The sequence below is a fragment of the Desulfitobacterium dehalogenans ATCC 51507 genome, assembly GCF_000243155.2.
Taxonomy (GTDB): domain Bacteria; phylum Bacillota; class Desulfitobacteriia; order Desulfitobacteriales; family Desulfitobacteriaceae; genus Desulfitobacterium; species Desulfitobacterium dehalogenans.
In genome coordinates, this window is record NC_018017.1 from 2343031 (window position 1) to 2363909 (window position 20879).

General features: G+C 41.7%; 23 protein-coding genes and 2 pseudogenes. 3 read left to right on the forward strand and 22 right to left on the reverse strand.

The features are described from left to right. Positions 1–378: a BlaI/MecI/CopY family transcriptional regulator gene (locus DESDE_RS11315; protein ID WP_014794153.1), complete on the reverse strand. Its 378-nt coding sequence runs from the start codon at positions 376–378 to the stop codon at positions 1–3. A gap of 143 nt (positions 379–521) precedes the next feature. Between DESDE_RS11315 and DESDE_RS11320 the strand changes: the two genes are divergently transcribed. After that, the gene (locus DESDE_RS11320) at positions 522–851 is read left to right on the forward strand and encodes a permease (protein ID WP_282433500.1); all 330 of its coding nucleotides are present in this window, start codon (positions 522–524) and stop codon (positions 849–851) included. A 34-nt stretch (positions 852–885) separates the two neighbouring features. Here DESDE_RS11320 and DESDE_RS11325 read toward each other — a convergent pair whose 3' ends face one another. Together DESDE_RS11325 and DESDE_RS11330 are read right to left on the reverse strand one after the other, a co-directional pair. After that, the gene (locus DESDE_RS11325) at positions 886–1209 is read right to left on the reverse strand and encodes a hypothetical protein (protein ID WP_041917255.1); all 324 of its coding nucleotides are present in this window, start codon (positions 1207–1209) and stop codon (positions 886–888) included. Between the two features lies 1 nt (position 1210). Then, positions 1211–1510 (reverse strand): DUF2089 family protein, encoded by a 300-nt coding sequence (locus tag DESDE_RS11330; RefSeq protein ID WP_014794155.1) that lies wholly within the window; start codon positions 1508–1510, stop codon positions 1211–1213. Between the two features lie 163 nt (positions 1511–1673). Between DESDE_RS11330 and DESDE_RS11335 the strand changes: the two are divergent. Continuing rightward, positions 1674–2956, forward strand: a pseudogene (locus DESDE_RS11335) (IS110 family RNA-guided transposase). A gap of 718 nt (positions 2957–3674) precedes the next feature. On the opposite strand, the gene DESDE_RS22550 reads toward DESDE_RS11335, so the two are convergent. From DESDE_RS22550 to DESDE_RS11365, 7 genes are all read right to left on the reverse strand, one after another. Continuing rightward, on the reverse strand, positions 3675–4310 hold the full coding sequence (locus tag DESDE_RS22550; RefSeq protein WP_242831229.1) for a GGDEF domain-containing protein: 636 nt from the start codon (positions 4308–4310) through the stop codon (positions 3675–3677). Further along, positions 4307–5032, reverse strand: a complete 726-nt coding sequence (locus tag DESDE_RS22555) for a histidine kinase N-terminal 7TM domain-containing protein (protein WP_242831230.1) — start codon at positions 5030–5032, stop codon at positions 4307–4309. The genes DESDE_RS22550 and DESDE_RS22555 overlap by 4 nt, the downstream gene beginning before the upstream one ends. Positions 5033–5492: 460 nt before the next feature. Beyond that, entirely contained in the window at positions 5493–6554 is a 1062-nt protein-coding gene (locus DESDE_RS11345; protein ID WP_014794156.1) for a hypothetical protein, read from the reverse strand. Next, on the reverse strand, positions 6547–7035 hold the full coding sequence (locus DESDE_RS11350; protein WP_014794157.1) for an RNA polymerase sigma factor: 489 nt from the start codon (positions 7033–7035) through the stop codon (positions 6547–6549). Before DESDE_RS11350 ends, DESDE_RS11345 begins: the two co-directional genes overlap by 8 nt. Positions 7036–7176: 141 nt before the next feature. Further along, entirely contained in the window at positions 7177–7602 is a 426-nt protein-coding gene (locus tag DESDE_RS11355; RefSeq protein WP_014794158.1) for a VOC family protein, read from the reverse strand. Between the two features lie 222 nt (positions 7603–7824). After that, positions 7825–8601: an XAC2610-related protein gene (locus DESDE_RS11360; RefSeq protein ID WP_242831231.1), complete on the reverse strand. Its 777-nt coding sequence runs from the start codon at positions 8599–8601 to the stop codon at positions 7825–7827. A gap of 353 nt (positions 8602–8954) precedes the next feature. Continuing rightward, a complete protein-coding gene (locus DESDE_RS11365; protein ID WP_014794160.1) occupies positions 8955–9242 on the reverse strand; it encodes a cupin domain-containing protein in 288 nt (95 codons plus the stop codon). 129 nt (positions 9243–9371) lie between these two features. On the opposite strand from DESDE_RS11365, the gene DESDE_RS11370 reads away from it, so the two are divergent. Continuing rightward, the gene (locus DESDE_RS11370) at positions 9372–10613 is read left to right on the forward strand and encodes an IS256 family transposase (RefSeq protein ID WP_014793367.1); all 1242 of its coding nucleotides are present in this window, start codon (positions 9372–9374) and stop codon (positions 10611–10613) included. A 246-nt stretch (positions 10614–10859) separates the two neighbouring features. On the opposite strand, the pseudogene DESDE_RS11375 reads toward DESDE_RS11370, so the two are convergent. The 12 genes and pseudogenes from DESDE_RS11375 to DESDE_RS11430 form a co-directional block, all read right to left on the reverse strand. Continuing rightward, positions 10860–11302 (reverse strand): annotated as a pseudogene (locus DESDE_RS11375) (GNAT family N-acetyltransferase). A 196-nt stretch (positions 11303–11498) separates the two neighbouring features. After that, on the reverse strand, positions 11499–11957 hold the full coding sequence (locus DESDE_RS22055) for a nucleotidyltransferase domain-containing protein (protein WP_041917257.1): 459 nt from the start codon (positions 11955–11957) through the stop codon (positions 11499–11501). A gap of 220 nt (positions 11958–12177) precedes the next feature. Next, positions 12178–12528 (reverse strand): DUF2200 domain-containing protein, encoded by a 351-nt coding sequence (locus tag DESDE_RS11385; protein WP_014794162.1) that lies wholly within the window; start codon positions 12526–12528, stop codon positions 12178–12180. Positions 12529–12587: 59 nt separating this feature from the next. Then, positions 12588–12881, reverse strand: coding sequence for an SRPBCC family protein (locus DESDE_RS11390; protein WP_085938403.1), 294 nt, complete (start codon positions 12879–12881; stop codon positions 12588–12590). Between the two features lie 38 nt (positions 12882–12919). Next, positions 12920–13789, reverse strand: a complete 870-nt coding sequence (locus DESDE_RS11395; RefSeq protein WP_014794163.1) for an aldo/keto reductase — start codon at positions 13787–13789, stop codon at positions 12920–12922. 14 nt (positions 13790–13803) lie between these two features. Continuing rightward, the gene (lplA, locus tag DESDE_RS11400; RefSeq protein WP_014794164.1) at positions 13804–14811 is read right to left on the reverse strand and encodes a lipoate--protein ligase; all 1008 of its coding nucleotides are present in this window, start codon (positions 14809–14811) and stop codon (positions 13804–13806) included. A 67-nt stretch (positions 14812–14878) separates the two neighbouring features. Beyond that, entirely contained in the window at positions 14879–16213 is a 1335-nt protein-coding gene (gene dsdA, locus DESDE_RS11405) for a D-serine ammonia-lyase (RefSeq protein ID WP_174270169.1), read from the reverse strand. A 134-nt stretch (positions 16214–16347) separates the two neighbouring features. Beyond that, positions 16348–17208, reverse strand: coding sequence for a DUF6544 family protein (locus DESDE_RS11410; RefSeq protein WP_014794166.1), 861 nt, complete (start codon positions 17206–17208; stop codon positions 16348–16350). 140 nt (positions 17209–17348) lie between these two features. Next, positions 17349–18446, reverse strand: a complete 1098-nt coding sequence (rsgA, locus tag DESDE_RS11415; protein ID WP_041917258.1) for a ribosome small subunit-dependent GTPase A — start codon at positions 18444–18446, stop codon at positions 17349–17351. Between the two features lie 296 nt (positions 18447–18742). Beyond that, positions 18743–19153, reverse strand: coding sequence for a hypothetical protein (locus tag DESDE_RS11420; protein WP_242831232.1), 411 nt, complete (start codon positions 19151–19153; stop codon positions 18743–18745). Between the two features lie 198 nt (positions 19154–19351). After that, positions 19352–20347 carry a flotillin-like protein FloA gene (gene floA / locus DESDE_RS11425; protein WP_019850551.1) on the reverse strand — a complete coding sequence of 332 codons (996 nt, stop codon included), beginning with the start codon at positions 20345–20347 and terminating at the stop codon, positions 19352–19354. A 43-nt stretch (positions 20348–20390) separates the two neighbouring features. Next, a complete protein-coding gene (locus tag DESDE_RS11430) occupies positions 20391–20867 on the reverse strand; it encodes an NfeD family protein (protein WP_014794170.1) in 477 nt (158 codons plus the stop codon). Positions 20868–20879: the final 12 nt, after the last annotated feature.

Sequence of the window (20879 nt, forward strand, 5' to 3'; positions counted from 1 at the left end):
CTAACCCCTCCGTTTCTTTGCCCATTGGAGCAATTCGTCAATATCCTCGTCAGTTACCGCCTTATCTTCGTATAGTGTGTGAACAAGGTCAAGAAACGAATTGTCATGGTACTGCTTCATAAAATTACTTGTTTCAAACTTCAAATAGTCCTCTTTGCTGACCAAAGGATAATAGGTTCGTTCTTTTCCGTTTTTCTCCGTGCGTAAAAAGCCGCGGTCTACCAGCCGGAGCAACATGGAAATAGCAGTTTGCACTTTCCACTCTTTTTCATTACCAAGCTGCTCCATAATCATATTGGCTGTAATGGGCGGTTCGTTCGCCCAAATTACCTTCATGATGTCAAACTCCGCGTCCGGCAGTTTTCTCATCGTGCTCATGATATCAACTCCTTTTAGACAATTGCCTATGTTCAAATTATACACTTGCCTAAAATGGATATCAAGCATATTCATGCTATTTACAAAAAATTCATATTTCCGCACTTTTCTCCGGTTTCCGCAAAGCGGCAAGCAATTCTACTGTGGCCACAGTAGAGATTTTTCGTGCCGAAAAATCTCTTGTTGGTCTATTCGGTAAAAATGAAGGCTTCGGCGTGCTCATAGCAGCAACCATCGGCGTACCTTTGTATGTTTGCGGAGGCGCTACGGTCCCTCTTCTACAGCAATGGTTGTACAGCGGTATGAGTATGGGCGGCGCGGCGGCTTTTATGATTACCGGCCCCGCCACCAAAATTACAAACCTTGGTGCTTTGAAAATTGTGCTGGGGATAAGACACTTTCCGCTCTATTTGGCTTTTACGATTGCCTTTGCCTTCGGAACAGGAATGATCGTCAATCTAGTGATTTTCTAATTTCTTTAAGCGATAGGTTTGTTGAAGCAGGACGTTAATCCAGGTCTTGAATATTCATTTTATCAAGCTGAGAGCGAATTTTCATTTTTTCTCTACAACCAAAATAGATGCCGAGTAGAACGATAGTTGGAATATTACTGGTTAAAAATGTCGAAGCGATAAGCATAACTGACGCGCCGCCAGTCATTCCATCATAAACAGCTATTCCCAGAACCATCAACAAAGAATTGAGCAATGTGATCATAGGAGGTATCAGTCCAAGCCATTTGCTCCTTTTCTTTGCTAAAAATATTTGAAGAAAAATCACTCCTATTAACAACGCAGGCATCAGAAATAACATGATTGGTGCGATCTCCATATTATTCAGCCCCTTTCATTTTCTTGTATTCTGAAATCAATAGTTTAGCCGTTTCAAAATCTATCTTGTCATTGACAGCCAATCGCTTGATCAGCGAGATGTAAGGTTCATTTGCTGTATCTTCATTTATTTGAATCTTTTGTATTAACTTATCAAGCCTAAGCCTTACGGTGGGATAAGTGACTGAATACTGATTGGCAATCTCCTTTAATGAACCTGAAGCCAGGAGAAATTTTTTGATGAACGATACATCTTCATCATCAAGGTTTGTCATCCATTCGGGTACAACGTCTATTCCCACAGCCACACCTCCTTTAATAATATTAAATATATAATTAAATATTATTAAAGGAGCATTCCTGTAGTAGTCAAAAATGAGCTTTGTCAAAAAGAAGACCTCACGTTACAATTTGAAAGGACTGTTGGCCAACAGAATCCAATCAAAATAACGGAGGTCATCCCAAATGAATTTTACACAAAACGAGAAGCTAAAGCAACTATCTGAAAGAAGTATTGTGATCGGAGTGGACATCGCCAGCGAGCTTCATTATGCCAGGGCATTTGACTGGCGAGGAGTCGAGCTGGGCAAGGTCTTCAAGTTTGAAAACAACGCTGAAGGATTCAAGGATTTCCATGCATGGATTGAACGTTTAAAAAGGCAAGCACAAAAGGAATGCATAGTGGTAGGCGCAGAACCAACCGGTCATTACTGGTTTAGCCTGGCATCTTACCTAAAAGAGCAAAGTATTAAGCTGGTCCTCGTCAACCCGTTCCATGTAAAGCGTAGTAAGGAGCTTGATGACAACCACCCCAGCAAAACGGATGCTAAGGATCCCAAGACCATCGCTAAGCTGGTCATCGAGGGCAGATACAATGAGCCCTATATCCCGGAAGGAATCTATGCAGAACTGCGAATAGCGATGGTTTGCAGAATGCGCATCCAAAAGGAATTGAACAGTATAAAAATCGCATTCAGCGGTGGCTGAAAATCTACTTTCCCGAGCATGAAACGGTATTTGGAAAGTTTGATGCCACAAGTAGCATGCTGGTATTGCAAGTTGCTCCGCTACCTAAGGACATTGAAAGGCTGGGAGTAGAAGGAATAAACCGAATTTGGAGAGACAACAAGTTGAGAGCAGTGGGAATGAAAAGGGCTAAGAGCCTGTATGAAGCTGCTCAGAAGAGCATCGGTTGCACCGAAGGAGAGTCTTGTTCCCGAATGGAAATTCAGCTATTACTCCAAGACTATCACACTAAAACGGCACAATATCAGGCAGTCGCTGAAACCATCGATGGGTTGTGCCGTCAGATACCCGAAGTAGCCAAGTTGCTTGAAATTAAAGGTGTTGGCCTCGTTACCGTGGCAGGTTTTCTCTCCGAAGTTGGAGATATTAGACGCTTTAATTCTCCAAAGCAAATTCAAAAGCTAGCGGGTCTAGCCTTGCGAGAGAGTAGCTCGGGTAAGCACAAAGGACAGACCACGATCAGCAAGCGCGGCCGCGCACGACTAAGGGCGATTCTATTTCAGGCAGTAATGCCGCTCGTCGCCAAAAACGCAGAGTTTGCAGAGATACACACCTACTATACGACCAGGCCCAAGAATCCCCTGAAGAAAAAGCAATCGTTAATAGCCTTAAGCTGTAAACTGATTCGGGTGTTTTATGCCCTATTAACAAAGGATATAGACTATGACCCGAACAAGCTAATACAGGACATTCATCGTCCAGTTGAGTATTTAGCAGCGTAACAGAATAGCAGAGAAACCATAAAAAGTAAACGGTCTGTGGGTAAAGCGTCACCACAGAAGCGAGTCATCCAGGTAACCTAACAAGACACAAGAGCTGGTAGTCAGTCGAATAAATCACCATTAGAGCAAAGACTCGGTTGAGGAGCATAACTGACACCCAATCATGGATAGGTGGAACGAAGGAATTTAGGGCGGATTTATCATCTTGACCCTGTTAGACATGGGAGGTTTACCACCGTGAGAATAATGGGTTTACAACGGCCAACATATGCTAAAAAAGCAGACGTTTGCTTTGCTATACCCAAATTCTCTGAATTAGGCATTCTATGCGAATTCTATCCGTGGTGAGCTAGTTTGTTTGGTAAGGAATTCTATGAAAAAGCGAGATATTCAAAGAAAATCAAAAGATATTATAGGGAGGTGTTTAATTATACTTTAACAAAAAAGCAAGGTATAGCAATTGCATATTCCTGAAATCAATATTCTGCTGCATGGCACCAAAGAAAGCAGCACCCCTATAAAAAACGGGGCACGGTGGCCATGAGTTGGCTACCGTGCCCCGTTTGCAAGGATGATGTTCCACTGGATGCTCATCCAGAAAATCCACCGGGTTAATTTTGTCTATATTTCAAAAGCCATATGTATGTTCATAGCTTAAAAACAACCTTATTCCTTCCGCTGGTTTTGGCTAGATACTGACAATTATCAGCTCTTGTTATTAAATCCTTTTTCTTGACGTTAGCGGTTGAACAGTATACTGCGCGCCGATGCTAACGGTCAGGTTGCCACCCGGCTGTTTATCCTGAAACCTGAAATCATAATCTTCCACAGTCTTTCTGATCTTTTCCGCAACCATTTCAATCCCTTTCTCTGAAGTCTGACAGCAGATAGCGGCAAACTCTTCGCCGCCGTATCTGCATAATATATCAGTCGGGTATAATACCCCTTTAACAACCGTAACGATTGTCTGTAAAAGCTCATCTCCCGCCAGATGTCCATTATTGTCATTATAGATTTTAAAATAATCTATATCAAACATGATTAACCCAAAATTATTGACACTTTTTTCTGATTCCTGACCGTATGCCTGGAGCCTGTCTACGAGGTCAATCTCCTGCTGTAATCTTTCATCAAAGAAATATCTATTATAAGACTGCGTCAGCCAATCCCGGGTTGCCAGACTCTGCAGCCTCTCGTTGAGCTGCATAACCTCCTTCAAATTATTTTTATGCTCAGTAATATTCTTTTTTAAAATGATCGTTCCTATAGGATGGCCGCTGACATAAATAGGTGTGATTTCCACCCTATAATAGACAATAGCTTCACCCATGGGCTTGGGCATTTCAAAGCTCACTTTTTTTGCTCACTAACAGCTTCGTCCAAAAAGCTCTTGAACTTCTGGACATCGGGATCACTATAATTCTCTTTGATTATGGCCATAATGCCGATTTTTCTGGATACCCCGGTAAAACCGCCCAGAAAAGCTTGGTTGTAATCAATAATTTCAAAATCCTCATCAACCACCACATAGCTGTCAGAAATCAAGTCAACAACCGTTTGCAAGGCGATAGGTATTACGTTCAGGAAATCAAATTTAACCGTGGCTATTATAAAAAAGCTAATCGTCACGGCAAAGGCAATATTTTCAATTGCTGTTGACCAATCAAAGATCTTAAATGTGCTGATCGCATCAATGATCAGGGAAATCATCATGCCAATACATATTAAGGAGGATTGTTTGGAGAAAACCCCATAGTTTTTTATGGAAAAAATCACGAGATAGGCCAAGCCAATTCCTATACACAAATAGGAATATAGTGTATGTATGGTAAAATAGATACCAAAATCTTGCTTGGAGGGTATCAGGCTAAAGGTAGTGTAGAACAAGTGATGACTCTGATTCGTAAGCAGCACCCCAATAGAGATGACAGGAACAACCAACAACAGTGCATGCTTCCATGTGAACTTTATTTTGGTTCGGGCAAATATTAATCCGGTAAACAATATTGAAATCGATACAAAAATCGTACCCAAAAAAATACAGCCGCTCACAAATTGCCAGTATCCATGGGACATTGTCAAACGTCATGTACGATAATACTGCGATATTCCATAGGAGAATGCTGGCCGTTATACTTAAAACTGCATAATGAATTTGCTTTTTCGGCGTTTTTGGCGATTAACAACAAGAAATATGATATCACCAAGGTGGATAAAACCAGCAGCATATTAATGATACTGACATTGTCCAAAGTATAAAATCCTCCTCATGCTTCGTAACTATAGGGGCGGGTGGCTGGATCTTTATAGGAAATGATCCAGAATGATGCTTTGCATCATTTTTTTCAGTCTAACATAGGGTTATCAAGTGTTCAATGCAAAAATGGCGACATTACATTACGAACGAATTGGAAATCGGGTAGGAGGCTAACCAACTAATGATTAGCCTCCTACCCGATTCATCGGCTCACTTGACTGAAATATCCCAAAGAAAGCATCCCCGATTGGAGATGCTACCCTATATGCTCATCCCAGCTTAATTCTTAACACTTTCAATGGAAAAAGTGACCCGCCAATTACCATCGACTTTCAGGCCAGAAGTAACAAAGTCGCCATACAAGGTATAGCCCCCGATTTCATCTTGGGGAATATCAAAAACGTAATTGCCATAATCAATTCGTCCTGGTTGTTCGTATTGATTTGAAAAAGCGAAGCTATAATTGTGATCAACTCTATTCCCGTTGCCATCTTTTAAATAGAAAAAGCCATGATTGTCGTTGTCCGATGGTTCTTTTACGGCTGTTTGAATATGAAGTTTACCATCAATATAACCTATGCCGGTTAGACTAATGCCATCTATTGAAAATTCGCTCATAGGGGCTGATGGCGTAAGTGCAATAGGTTTTTTATCACCGCCCACAAACTTTTTATAATCTAACCCACCTCCGCCATTAGATGAAACTATTTGTGTGCTTTCAGCAACATCAACATCGGAAAGAGCAATCGGCACCAAAATGTCCTTGTAATTTTTTTTATGACTTAAAAATTCACGCACTGAAAAGGTTATTTTATCGCTAACAATATTTTTGTTGCCCCATTCTTCAATCGTGATTAAAAAGGTTGCCGTTTTTGTGCTGTCATCATAGCCCACACGCTCACAGTGTGCAGCACTGTTAAACGGACGGTTTATCGAATAGCTGTCGAACAAATCGATGGTTGCGTCAACACGATTTTGCTCTGTCAAATCCTGCATAGTAATATACACTTCGGCAATGTTGTCATGAATGTATGCTGAAACTACATCCATTTTAATTCCATTGTCCTCATCAGATTTTTGCACAATCAAAAACAACTGTGCAACCTGTGGGGAAACCAAATACATCAGCTGATATATGGGCTCAACATTGGCAGCTAACACAGGCATTGCCAGCGAAAGACCAATGCAGATTGATACAAGTGCCACTGCCGGCTTGCGCAATGAGTTAAGCGGTTTTTGGCGGCTACGTGCTTTATTGCGAGTTGTTTGAATTGCTGAATCAACTAAGGTTTCATTCGGTTTGATTTGATTAAAGAGATTTTTATAAGTTTCTCTAAACATAATCATCCTCCTTAATTACTGCTTTTAATGCCGCTCTTGCTCTTGTCAGCTGGGTGCGAACCGTAGAGTTTTTCCTATTCAATACTTTGCCTATTTCTTCAATGGACATATCCTCATAATAGAACAAGTGGATAACCCCTCGATATTTAGGCGGCAACTTTTGCAGCTCATGGTATAAGTCCATATTTTCTTTTGTTTCAAATGCAATATCATCGTCAATTGGCTGAGCATTTTTGAACCACGAGCTGCTCCAAAAGCTTTTGGAGCAGTTTATGGTTACTCGTATGAACCATGCCTTACGATGTTCTTCCTCATGAAACACAGGCTTTTTTTTGATAAAGCGAAGGAACACCTCTTGGAAAATTTCATCTGCATCGTGCCGTGTTCCCATGCGAGCAAAAGCGAGGCGGTATACCAGATCAGAATACTGCTTAATAATTTTTTCTTCGCAATCGTCCGTACGCAATGATTGTTTTTCCACTTCATAGGCCTCCCTTCACTACTAACACTTTCGATATATGCCAAAAGCTACAATGAAATTGAAAAAAATTTAGCGTGCTCATAAGCACGCTAAAGGCAGATGTATTGTAAACTTTCAGATTTACAGGAATATCATGATTTTCTATAACAACGCAAAATGGGCATTCTCGATAATTGATTTCATTTCACATAAGCAAAAAGGGTGTCCGGCGGGGTCAAGCATAACTCTCCAATTATTAGAAAATTGCTCATCTGCGATTGTTGCTCCACAATGGATTGCATATTGAACTGCTTTTTCTAAATCATTAACGGCGAAGTCTATATGTGCCATTTGCTGTTGAGCTTCAGGCTCTTCCGGCCACACAGGCGGTTTATACTCAGGATTCCGTTGAAACAATATACCAGGATATGCTCCCTGATTGGTTCCTGGAGCGTATACACATGCCCAATCTTCATCGATAAACATTATTTCCCACTTGAGCAACGCCCCATAAAATTTTGCTAATTCATGCGGGTCTTTGCAATCCACTGTAAATGAGTACATTTTTATTTTTAATTCATCATCCATAACGCTAATACCTCCCTAATATAAATAATCTACACTTCAACCTCCTATTTACCTGCATGATGCGATATCTTTAAATCCATAATATCACATTTTCATGTACCATCCCCTTGGCGGAACGATATGTCTCTTTGGAGCAATAGTGTTAAAAAGACTTTTACAATTAGGTCAAACGATACCGACCAAGCAGGCGATAAATTGGAATTTGACTGTTGCGCATTATGCTTATTCTCCACCCAGCCATTGGTCGGCGTGGTGACCGCCGAGCCAATACCAATGAGGATGGTCTAATTGCCACAGCTCGCTGTTTTTATAGTATTCCTGCTCTCTTTCAAGAATTTGCTTATCTTCACCGTAGGAGACTTCACGGACAATCTCCATTTTCCCGTTTATAAGCTCCCTTTCCACTAATCCGTACCAATCGGTATCCAATTTATTCGTAACGACATATTCACCATCTATAAATTTATAAATACTGCCACCCCAATATCCTGCACCTGAGCCTCCGGCTGAGTAAATACACTCTTTCTCCGCATCAAGTGCAGGATTACAAATTTCAGCAAATGATTTTGATGCTGCAAACGACGATGTTTCCGTATTCCATAGCCAACAGTCATACCACGTATTGCTGTGCGCGCCCCCGAAAGAGTTCAGGATAATCACATCCTTATATCCGTCGAAGTTCACATCTGTAACGTGAAGTCCCATTGTGTCCATCATTCCATTGTAGACGTGGTAACCGATTACCTTGCCTTCTAAAATCTCCGAAAAATCCGCTGAGAGGATGGATTCGCCGTTTTCGTCATAAACATTAAGGCCCATAACAAAGCCGTACATCCATTCATCCTCTCTCTGCACCACCCCTGTCGCCACAAAGCGATATTCAGGCATACTCTCATGCAAACGGGCCTGAATTTCATATGTATGTAGTCCCGGCAAGGGGTCAGGCGAATCCGTCGGCTCTAAGGTCATGGGAGGAACATTACAGCCACTTATACCCAAAAAGAAGATAAGCAAAGTCAAAAGATAGATGCTTTTTTTTATATTCTATCACCCTTTATTATGTAAATAATCCTCAGTTCAAAGCTACTCGACAAATTCCTGTTTGTCTTTGAAATATTCCGATTTTTAAATATTATAGTACGTTTTTCCACATAAGAAAAGACACAACTTTCCCTTTGACGGAAAACGGTGTCTTTTGCATTAACAGTATAAAAAAGATTTCTCACTTATTTCATAGAAAGTCTTTTCAAAGCTTTGGTATTTTAGCTCAAGTTCTTATTTGTCTATCAATTTTAACAAAGTGGTACAAATAGTGAAAAAAGTTCTTCCCATGGCAAGGAAAAGATAAGTCATTAAACATTGGCATCTGCTGCAAAAGCCTCTGAACCCATTGGTGAAATTGTGACGTAAAGGCGCAAGACATCTTCGCCGATGTTTATAACCTGCAAGCTTTCCTGCCCATCAACCTGTATTAACTCGCCCACTTGCAACGAGGTCTCATTGCCATCCGTGACAACCTTGGCATCACCCTCCATGACCTGCAGGAAAAGGGTTGATTCCAGATGGGTGTGTCCCGGTAGTATTTCCCCTTTTGCAATGTTTAGAACAAAGGCAATTACATTATCGCTTTTGAAAAGCATCCGCTTGGCGATTTTCCCTTGGGGCTCATGAAAATAATCATTGAAAATAAACTTATTGAGAGTGTAAAATAAATTGTGCTTTTAGCGATCCTCTCTATATAATTTAAAGCATGAGGAGAGGTTAAAAGAATGGCTAAAAAAGACAAGACTCCCAAAATCATGACCAGTGAACAGATGAAGGAATTTATCAAAGAAAACAACATCCAGACGGTTGAGGATATCCAAAGTGTCCTTAAGAATCTCTTTGCTGAAACGCTGCAGGGCATGCTGGAAGGCGAATTGGATACCCAGCTGGGCTATACCAAGCATGATGATACCAACAAAGCTACCGACAATCGGAGAAATGGACATAGTTCCAAGTCGGTTCGCAGCGATTATGGTGAAGTGGAACTCGAGGTTCCGAGAGATCGTAAAGGCGAATTTGAGCCGCTGATCGTGAAGAAAAACCAGCGTAATGTCACCGGAATTGAAGATCAGATCATCGCTCTGTATTCTAAGGGGGTTAGCACCCGAGACATTCAGAGCCACCTGGAACAGCTCTATGGGATCGGTGTATCCCCCACTCTGATTTCGAATGTAACGAACAAAATCATGCCGACCATCAAAGAATGGCAAAGCCGTCCTCTCCAGAAGACCTATGCGATTGTCTTTCTGGATGCGATCCACTACAAGGTAAAACAGGAGGGCATGATTGTCAATAAAGCCTCCTACATGGTCATCGGCATCGACATGGATGGGCGCAAGGATGTTTTAGGAATCTGGATCGGGGAAAATGAAACCGCGAAGTTCTGGCTGGTCGTATTGAACGAGCTTAAGAACCGAGGTGTTGAAGATATTCTGATCATCAGCGTCGATAACCTAAAAGGCTTTAATGAAGCGATTCAAGCGTGCTATCCCAAGACCGAAATCCAAAAGTGCATCGTTCATCAAATCAGGAACAGTGTACGATTTGTTAATTATAAAGATCTGAAAAAAGTAACCGGGGCCTTGAAGCCCATTTATTCCGCTGCCTCAGAACAAGCGGGATTAGAGGCATTGGAAGATTTCAATCAAGCCTGGGGAGGCAAATATCCCCTGATTATGAATTCTTGGCGAAACAACTGGCCTGAACTCTCAACCTTCTTCAAGTATCCCCCTGAAATTCGGAAAATCATCTATACGACGAATATCATTGAGAGCTACCATCGCCAACTCAGGAAAGTAACCAAAGGGAAGACGATTTTTCCAACCGACGATGCTTTACTCAAAATGCTCTACCTGGTCACCCAGGACGTGATGAAAAAATGGACTGGGCGTGTACATAATTGGGGACAAATCCTGTTGCAGATGTCTGTATTTTTCCCAGATCGGGTTGCTCAATATTTACCATGATAGGTTGGATACTAAAAGCACAAAGTTCTTTACAGACCCAACTTATTCATAGATAACCCTCCTTTAATTTAAAACTTAAATTTTAATATACCCCTATTTTGGCATATAATAACTGATTCCTTTTCTACAAAATGTTCAAATATATAAAAAAAGCACCTCACGGGGAGATGTTTTTACCGTAAAATAGTGAAAAAAAGATTTTTAGAATAACAGCAACTGATAGCCCGACCGACAAATCAGGTTTTATTAAACTAATCTCATATATAAAATCGGATAAGGATTTCCTTGCTCGTCTGTGCTAGTTCTTTTATATACCTGAAACCCCATGTGTTCATAGAAGCTTTTTGCTTGCGGATTTTGTTCATTCACCCCTAATTCGTTTATAGAATAGTTTTCCATACCATAATGTAAAAGTTGTTTTCCCAATCTCTTTCCTCTATATTGGGGGGAAATAAAAAGCATTTCCAATTTTCTTTCTTCAATTCCCATAAATGCAACAGGTTTCTTTTCATTATTGACTGCAACAATCAAATGAGCTATCGAGTTCAAAGCCTGTGGAATATACTTCGCAATATTTTAATCTCTGAATCAGATAAAAATAAATGTGCTTCTCTAACTGATTTATCCCAAACTTCAAGTAGTTGCTCTATTAGGACTGGATTTAATTCGTTGACTTCAATCAGTTTCAATATTTTATAGCTCCTTGTCAAATTCCCGTTTATCTATTTGACTGAATAAGGTCTTGAATCAATGATACCGTATTTGATTACATAAAAAAAGACATAACATTTCCTTGGCGGAAAGCTATATCTGTTTGAAACAATAATGTAAAAAAATTTTGAACTAGAAGTCATTCTGTGCAATCCATACCCATAAAATGAACGTTTATCTATCAATCATTTCAACTTTTTCCGTTCGTCCCATTAATGCATAATACCTTCGCCATTCAGTTAACGATTGAAGAGGGATATATACATCATTTATTAAAAGATGTTCCGTAATACTTTCTGGGTGCAAAGAACAGTCATATTCTTTTCCTTTATGAATAATAACAAAACCTGCCATCACATCAACATCAACCTCATCAATTGTAAATTCAAGAAAATGCCTTGTTTTATATCGAACATTTGGATTTGGCAATTCTAAATCTCCATACTGCTGTAGTATTTTTTTTAGTTCTTTTATATGATCCTCCATTGCCATAATATCAATATCCTGAAATACATCTGCTTTTCCTTTCAAGTATAGCAATAAGGAGCCCCCTACAGCCCAAACAATATTATTTTCATTTAATGCTTTGCCTATCTTTGATAACACACTTAATTTTTTTTCTACATCCATCATAACTTCCTTTTAAATACAGCTTATCTAGGCTATAAACGAGCGTTAAATCCATGGTATCACGAAAGAAAAGACATAGCAATTCCTTGGCGGAAAGCCATGTCTTGATTGGTGTCGATGGCCGGAGTCGAACCGGCATGAGTATTAAAATGTTTTTATAAAAAGAAAATAGCGACGTGTTTTTGCCAGACGCCGCTATTGGGGATTCTTATAAGACTTGGATTTATTCTCTTAATATTTTCTGCATTGCTTTACCTTTAGCCAACTCGTCAATTAGTTTATCCAAATATCGGATTTGCCGCATTAATTCATCCTCTATTTCTTCCACCCGATATCCACAAATTACTCCTTTGATCAGTGAAGCATTGGGATTAATATGAGGTGCTTGTTTGAAGAAGGTTTCCAGATCCACTTTATCAATTATTTGTTGTTGTAATGACTTTTCATCATAACCGGTAAGCCAAAAAATGATTTCATTTACTTCTTTTTGTGTTCTTCCTCTTTTCTCTGCTTTTTGTAGATAGAGCGGATAGATGCTGGAAAAAGACATTGTAAAAATTCGCGGTTTCTCCATTTGGGAATTCTCCTTTGCTTTTTATCAAAAACAATGACACATTATCTAAATACTGCACATTAACTATGAGAAACCTTCATCAACCTATCCTCCAATTGAGCAAGAACCAAAGGCCATGCTTGTTTGTGCTTATCCTTCGATTCTTCATCTGAAAACCCTGCATGCTTTAATCGTAATATTGTTCCACCCTCAACCTCTTTTAATTCCACAGTCACAACCGTTTCAGCACCTTTGGTTCCCTCAGCACCCGTTAGCCATGTAAGTTCAACCAGTTGGTCAGGCATAAGTCTAAGAAAACGACCATAGTGAGGATGACGATTCCCCTCATAGGCTGTTTCAAAGTAGAAAACAATGGATTATATATGTAAGATATAAATCTCTATCCGGGGTATTATAATATATTTAAATAAGTTTTTTGTTGAGGGGCGGGAAAAGCGCTGTCAATTCTATGCCAATCTTCTTCATCGATCGAGATATTATAAACTTGGGCATTATCCTTGACATGGTTAAGTTGAGAAGCCTTAGGTATGGCAATGACATTCTCCTGCTGTAAAACAAAGTATAGGAGTATTTGTTCAACGGTTATGCCATAGTTTTGAGCAATCTCTTGAACTAATGGGCTTCGGGCTATTTTTTGCCGTGTACTCAGATTATGAGCCATGGGGCAGTAAGCCATCATAGGTACTTGATGAGCTTTGAGCCATGGCTGTAAATCATATTCAGTCCCCCGGGAATTTAAGTGATAGAGCACCTGATTTGTTGAACAGCTATCTCCTCCGGGTATTTGCCAAAGCTCTTTCATATCTTCCGTATCAAAGTTGGACACGCCCCAATGATTAATCTTTCCCTGAGCTACTAATTCGTTCATGCACTCCACCGTTTCCGCAAGAGGGATATTCCCCCGCCAGTGGAGCAGATACAGATCAAGATAGTCTATGCCAAGACGCCTTAGGGAAGCCTCACAGCTCTTGAAAATATTCTTGCGCCCAGCATGGTGAGGGTAGACTTTCGAGACGATATGAAGGGTTTCCCGAGGATAAGGCTTGATCGCTTCTCCTACTAACTCCTCGGCCGCTCCGTCTCCATACATCTCGGCCGTATCGATCAAGGTCATTCCCCATTCGATTCCCATAGCCAGGGCTTTGACCTCTTGCTGCCATAAGCGGCTTTTCTCCCCCATGTACCAGGTCCCTTGGCCAAGTTTGGGCAGTTTTGTTCCATCGGGCAGTAGGACTTCTTTGGTGATTTTTTTATGGTTCACTCTCTCTTCCTCCCTTATACGTCTTTTACCTTTTTATCAATCCATTCTTTCATATCTTGAAGAATCATCTGATCTTCTTCCTGAATCTGAAGTGACTCTAAGGCAAGAAGCAATTCAGCACTATTTAGAGTTCGGTTAAGAAATGAAGCACTAATCTCCTGGATGAGGTGAGCATTCATAGCATCGGAATAGATAGTTGAATCAATAATCTTGCCTTGGCGCAGAGTGAAGCCTAATTCTATCCCGCCCCAAGGAAAACGGGTTTCCAGAACAAGGTCAAATTGCGGCGTTTTACCGTACCGCCAATCCCAGGAAGAATATTTTTCATAAAGTCCACTAAGATCATAATCCCCGTCTGTTATATGCATCGGGTCCGAACACGCACCGTATAAGCTTTGAAAGCTTTCCATCAAGGTCCCCTTCATCTCCTCAATGGACAAATTTGGTAAACAATTGCGGAGGTTGGTAATCCGGGATTGAACCGACTGTACTCCCTTGGCCGCCATTTTTTCCTTGGATACTTGAAGGTACTTCCCTACTTTTTCCCCATCTACATGGACAAGAACTGTACCGTGGTGGTAAGCCTTATCTTTTTCAAAGTAAAAAGCATTCCCTGAAAACTTTTTCCCATCCACTGTCAGATCATTGCGACCGGTAAATTCTGCTTGAATACCTAAGCTGTTCACTCCCCCCAAGATGACCTGGAGCTGTCGATGCAAATCATAAAGCTCCCGATCCATAATAAAGGTGAAATTGAGGTTGCCTAAATCATGAAAAACTGCCCCTCCTCCGGAAAGGCGGCGGGCAAGTTTTCCCCCATCCTGTTCAAGAAGGGTGCAGCGGCATTCTTTCCAGGGATTTTGATTTCTTCCTATGACAACAGTATTTTGATTTTGCCAAAGATAAAGGATGATCTGATTTTTCTCCACCTTATGGAAAAGGAATTCTTCCAGGGCCAGATTATACCAAGGGTCAAAGGAATCAGAGAACACAATTTTGGTCTTTACGGTTTGACGAGACATGGGTACCATCCTCCCAAAGAAAATTTAAGAGCAAATTAAAACATATAGCATTACCTGGAGTTATCTTCTATTTTTTCCGAAACAGATAGTTCTTCATCACTTCCTTAGGGACGAGACTGCCACCGGTTGCCCAAACCAGATGGGTTCCTTTCTCCAATGCGTCTTCAAGCTGGTGGTTCCTAAGGTATTGAAGACCTTCATGGCATCTTAGAAGCCGTGCTGGACCAGCCATTCCTGCCAAGGATGAGGGCTCGCATTGTATCCCTTGTGTCCGATCGAGAGCCTGAAGCAAGCGGAAAAGTTCTTCATCCTCAATTGTGAAGGCTCCACTCAACAAACCTTCCATGATCTTTCCTACGAAGCTAGACGCTCTGCCGACTGCCAACCCATCTGCTTCGGTCTTGTTATCCAGTCCAATATCTTGAACGGCAATTCTGTCGTGGAGCCCCGTAGCCAACCCTAATAACATACAAGGGGAATGAGTTGGCTCAGCAAAGAAACAGTGTACATTATCTTTAAAAACTTGCTTTAGACCAAAGGCTACTCCACCCGGTCCACCTCCCACCCCGCAGGGCAAATAAACAAAAAGTGGATGATCAGCATCTACCCGCAGGTTCAACTCTAGTAATTGCTCCTTAAGTCTCAGTCCAGCTACAGCATAGCCCAAAAATAAATCCCTGGAATTCTCATCGTCAACAAAATGACAGTGGGGATCTCCCTCAGCTTGTCTGCGTCCTTCTTCTACAGCTTTACTATAATCAGATGTGTATTCAATTACTTCCACCCCTTTGGAGCGCAAAAGAGCCTTTTTCCACTCTTTTGCATCAGCAGACATATGGACAGTGACTTTAAAGCCCAATTGGGCTCCCATCACACCGATGCTTAACCCCAGATTTCCTGTGGATCCCACAGCAATTCTATAGTGAGAGAAAATGTCTCTAAATGAAGAATTTATTAAAATGGAATAATCGTCTTCTGTGGTCAATAAGCCCTGACTTATTCCAATTCCTTCAGCATGCTTGAGAACCTCATAGATCCCACCCCGTGCTTTGATGGAACCGGAAACAGGCAGATAATTATCGCATTTCAACCAGATCTCTCCAGGTATCTGAACGCCATAATGGGATTCTAAATATCTGTGCATGCTCTCAATGGGGATGACAGGTGATTCAATTAGACCTTGAGCCGGCTGTGTCTCCGGAAAGGCTTTAACTATGTAATGAGCAAAACGCCGCAGCCGTTCATCAGCATCGAGGATATTGGAGAGATCAATTTCCCGTCGAGGCCCATGGAGTTTTTCAACTGATCTATAGTAAGGATTAATCCAGAAAGTCTCCCGAGCTGCAATCAAATCTTGTATAACTGGAATATGGGATATGAACTCAGGGCTTTTAACTGTAATGTCTCGCTTATCCACCTAATTCCTCCTTTGTTTTCCTCTATGGCTCATTATATCCTGCCTTTACAAATAAAAACAGACTAGGAGTCCAGACCCTAATCTGTTTAACCTTCAATATTTCCCTGCATCCAGCATTCTTATAGCTCATATCGAAAAGGCTTGTTGTGCTCCAGTTCCTTGACTTTAAAATGATACCAGTGGAAATCACCCGTATCCAGTTTCCAGATGATATCCCCTTGGGAAGGAACATTAATTCCATTCAGTTCTTGATACTCTTGAATGACACAAGCCCATGTCTCCAGACGGTATTCTCCATCAAATTCTCCGTAGCGTTCGGCTTCGAAGCTGAGCACTTCACCTTGCTCATTAAAGGTGAAGACTCCTGAAGCGGTTACACCTTCATAACTCATGGTTGCTTCAGCTGATGTATCATTTATTTCTTGCCAATGAATATAATCATTTAATGCCGCTGAGGGAGACCACATCATTTCAGCAAGATAGCGTAAGAGAGCCCCCTGATCCATTTCCTTTCCTTGACCATTGGCCAGAGTGACCATGGACAGTACTTTAATCAGCATATGACCATGTCCATCAATATACTTATCTCGGCCTGATATATGTAATAAAGGTGCCATTTGAATATCAGCATACCATATAAACCCAGGTTCGGCCATGCGAAAATACTGTTCGACCTGACCCTTCATCCAAGACTGATCTGCCTTTAATCTTAAGTTTATATCCTGTTTTGTCCTCGTGGCTATCATCCGCTCTTTCCCCACAACTTGAGAGTGCAGAAGCCATTTTTGGACAGAAGGGGGAAGTTCTTCGAGATCTGAAAGTTGAACGATTCCTTGAGCACCTTCTATTCCTTTATAAAATTGCGTAACTTCTTTAGCAACCATTTGGCTAAATCGAATTTTAGCAATTGCAGTTACAGCGGCACAGACTATGAAAACAATAAGAATTATAGCGAGAATAACAAGAAGAATTTTCCCCACTGGAAATCCCCCTTAATCATTTATATCACTTAGAGCTCAAGTTGTACTGTTCACATGAATAGGTATGGAAATGGTCAAATGACCATTTCCATAAAGCCTTTTTATAAATTTTTATTGAACAATTTAATTGAAGCTGGACTCTAGCGTTTAGTCTGATAGTGCTCTTTGAGCTGCTGATTGATTTTTTTCCACTTCTTCTTTTCTTCAAGCTGTTCATGAAGATTCGTCTTGCGGGAAATATATCGGGATTCCCGTTGCAGCTTTTTAAAGCTTTCATAACGTTCTTCGCTGATAATTCCTTTAGTGATAGCCTTTTGCACTGCGCAGCCGGGCTCTCTTTCATGCTGACAATCGGAGAAACGGCAGTTCCTGGCATAGGCTGTGATATCTTCAAAGGCTTCATTTAAGCCCTCTCCGCTACCAATAAGTTGAATCTCCCGCATACCCGGAGTATCAATCAAAACCCCTCCCTGAGGTAGAAGAAAAAGCTCTCGAGCAGTTGTGGTGTGGCGGCCCCGACTATCCTTATCTCGGACTTCATAGGTAAGCTGAATAGTTTGACCTAAGAGATAGTTGACTAAAGTAGACTTCCCTACTCCTGATGATCCCAACAGCGCGATGGTTTGCCCCTGCCGAATAGAGGCCGTTACGGCACTGATCCCATCTCCTGTGGCACAGCTTATGGGCAGGATATCCACACCGGGAGCGGCATTTTGAACTTGTCCGATTTTCTCTTGAACATCATCACAAAGATCTGTCTTACTCAAAACGATGACAGGATTTGCCCCGCTCTCCCAAGCAAGGGTAAGGTAACGCTCGATTCTTCGCACATTAAAATCAAGATTCAGAGCATTGACGAGAAACACTGTGTCAATGTTTGTGGCAACAATCTGCTCCTCCGAGGTTTTTCCGGCGACTTTGCGTGAAAACTTGCTTTTTCTGGGCAATATGCTCTGAATGACGGCATCCTGATCTTCATGATCTATCATGCTCTCCGCCCTATACTCCAGAACGACCCAATCTCCTACTGCGGGAAAATCGCTGCGTTCTAAAGCTGCATAACGCATTTTCCCTGAAATAACGGCCCAAACTTCGCCAAATTCCGTCCATACTTTAAATCGATTGCGATACTCCGCTGATATGCGGCCCGGATAGAAACCACGCTCTAAATAGGGGTGAAAACGATTGCTCAAAGCGTCATTCCAACCCAGTTCTTTAAGTTCATATTTGCAATTCAGATGGGAGCCCTCCTTGACTTGTGTAGTAAGTCACGGAAGTCCCGTTTTAGATGAGAGTGTCAACTAAAAATACGGCCTTTCGTGACGTTGAAAAACTGATTGAACTGTAAAACAATGACCGACTCTTTATTTACCATAATTCAACACCTCACAATCTTTAAGCTACAATAATTGTACGCTTAATGGGAAATAAATCAAGCTCCTTTGGAGTCTCAATGAAAAATCGCCTAAGTTTTTACACTCAGGCGACTAATCAGTAACCTTTACTATTGTTCAAACCTATGCTTTGCTCCAGATTAACCTCTTCTTTTATCAGAGAATTTGCTGTAAGCCCGAGGCTTACCCAGCACCTCTGCCCAAATAACTCCTTGTACAAGCGGATTTTCAGACAATGCTGGGAAAGCAGCTCTTTCATGATCTATGGGCTTAGGAGAAGTGTTCCTCGGTTTACGCTCAGGTTTCCCAAGGGATTCCCTTCTTATTTCTCCTTCTCTTCCAAAAGCCCCTTCGCTGCCCGCGCTCCCTTCAACACCAACGGTTCCTTCAGTTCCCCAAGACCCTTCCGTAGAGAAGCCCTCAACTCTTTCAGTGCCTTCTCCACGATAGTCCTGAGTGGTACTCGGATATCTTTTGACAGTAGATGGACGAGAAGGTTGGCCTACAGGCTCTTCTTTAGGGAACAATTCCCGTTCCAGTTCCTCAAACATCTCTCGCCAACTTGGCCGGGTAGACTTTGTTTCCTGCCGTGAATAAGGAGTACGGCTGCGTTGTGGTCCCTGAGGTCCAGTATTAGATGGACGTCGGTTTTGTGGTTTTTTCTTATCCGAACCGAAGATTGTTGCAACTGCATAGATGAAAATTATAATAGGTAACCATGAGAATAAATCCATTCCATCTTCACCACCCTACTTTTTCGGGTTGGGGTCAGTGTTAGGGTTGCTGGAACGAGCAATGTTATCCCGCATACTCGTGTCAGCCATAATATTTTGCATATTGTAATAATCCATAACTCCCAGTTTTCCTTCTTTTAATGCTCCTGCTAAAGCTCTGGGCACTTCAGATTCGGCCTCAACAACTTTTGCACGCATTTCTTGAACATAGGCAATCATTTCCTGCTCTTTGGCTACCGCCATAGCTCTACGCTCCTCAGCTTTAGCTTGGGCAATGCGCTTATCTGCCTCCGCTTGGTCTGTTTGCAGTTGAGCACCGATATTCTTACCCACATCCACATCGGCAATATCGATGGAGAGAATCTCAAAGGCCGTTCCTGAATCTAAGCCTTTGGCCAAAACCGTACGAGATACCATGTCTGGGTTTTCCAAAACTTGCTCATGAGACTGAGATGAACCGATACTGGTGACAATTCCCTCTCCGACACGGGCGATAATGGTTTCCTCTCCTGCTCCACCGACGAGACGATCGATATTGGCACGAACGGTTACCCGGGCTTTGACACGAAGCTCGATTCCATTCTTAGCCACAGCAGAGACAATAGGCGTTTCAATGACTTTAGGGTTAACGGACATTTGAACTGCTTCTAATACATCACGGCCTGCCAGGTCGATAGCGGCAGCTCTTTCAAATTGGAGAGGAATAGCTGCACGTTCCGCTGCAATCAGAGCATTGATGACTTTATCCACATTACCGCCGGCCAGATAATGGGCTTCCAACTGAGCGGTGGTCACATGTAATCCGGCTTTATGGGCCTTAATTAAGGGATTGACGATCCGAGAAGGAGTAACACGTCTTAATCGCATTCCGATTAAAGTAAAGATCCCTACATTAACACCTGCGGCCAAAGCTGAAATCCAAAGGCCTACGGGAATAAAGGTAAATACGATACTGATAAGAATAAAAGCTAACGCTAAAAGAATGATTGGCACTAAACTTCCAATGGTCATATCATTCGCCCAAAAGGGCTTCACCTCCGATTTTTATAGTCTACTAAGAAATTTTCCGGACGATAACCCGTGTCCCTTCCACTGCAATAACTTTTACTTTACTGTGAATTTCGACGAAACCTCCTTCTGTAACAACATCCAATCTTTTGCCATTAAAGTCTGCTGTTCCAGCTGGACGCAAGGGACTGAGTGCCACGCCCTCATAACCCACATAGCTCTCCAGATCCGGAGTAGGAGCGACATAGCCCTCATTATTGGATTGTTTGGCATTTAATGAAAATCGCTTCCAAAACCGCCGCGTGCGGGGAAATCGAAAGCTTAAAGCGATAAGAATTCCCAGGACAAGCAGAAAACTGCAGACATAAGCCACCCCATGTAAAGCAGATTCTGCCGTCAGGAAAATTCCTGTCGATAAAAGAACCAGCCCCGCTATCCCTAAGATTCCACCAGGAATAAAAATCTCCAAAAACAAGAAACATAAACCCAGAATAATTAAAGACACTACCCCGCCAGTCACCATAAGTTCTTCCCT

Excerpts from the sequence above, each read along its gene's own strand:
- DESDE_RS11315 (WP_014794153.1), bottom strand. The coding sequence starts at position 378 with ATGAGCACGATGAGAAAACTGCCGGACGCGGAGTTTGACATCATGAAG.
- DESDE_RS11325 (WP_041917255.1), bottom strand. The coding sequence starts at position 1,209 with ATGGAGATCGCACCAATCATGTTATTTCTGATGCCTGCGTTGTTAATA.
- DESDE_RS22555 (WP_242831230.1), bottom strand. The coding sequence starts at position 5,032 with ATGTCCCATGGATACTGGCAATTTGTGAGCGGCTGTATTTTTTTGGGT.
- DESDE_RS11345 (WP_014794156.1), bottom strand. The coding sequence starts at position 6,554 with ATGTTTAGAGAAACTTATAAAAATCTCTTTAATCAAATCAAACCGAAT.
- DESDE_RS11355 (WP_014794158.1), bottom strand. The coding sequence starts at position 7,602 with ATGGATGATGAATTAAAAATAAAAATGTACTCATTTACAGTGGATTGC.
- DESDE_RS11365 (WP_014794160.1), bottom strand. The coding sequence starts at position 9,242 with ATGCTTTTCAAAAGCGATAATGTAATTGCCTTTGTTCTAAACATTGCA.
- DESDE_RS11370 (WP_014793367.1), top strand. The coding sequence starts at position 9,372 with ATGGCTAAAAAAGACAAGACTCCCAAAATCATGACCAGTGAACAGATG.
- DESDE_RS22055 (WP_041917257.1), bottom strand. The coding sequence starts at position 11,957 with ATGATGGATGTAGAAAAAAAATTAAGTGTGTTATCAAAGATAGGCAAA.
- DESDE_RS11385 (WP_014794162.1), bottom strand. The coding sequence starts at position 12,528 with ATGGAGAAACCGCGAATTTTTACAATGTCTTTTTCCAGCATCTATCCG.
- lplA (WP_014794164.1), bottom strand. The coding sequence starts at position 14,811 with ATGTCTCGTCAAACCGTAAAGACCAAAATTGTGTTCTCTGATTCCTTT.
- DESDE_RS11420 (WP_242831232.1), bottom strand. The coding sequence starts at position 19,153 with ATGTTTGAGGAACTGGAACGGGAATTGTTCCCTAAAGAAGAGCCTGTA.
- floA (WP_019850551.1), bottom strand. The coding sequence starts at position 20,347 with ATGACCATTGGAAGTTTAGTGCCAATCATTCTTTTAGCGTTAGCTTTT.
- DESDE_RS11430 (WP_014794170.1), bottom strand. The coding sequence starts at position 20,867 with ATGGTGACTGGCGGGGTAGTGTCTTTAATTATTCTGGGTTTATGTTTC.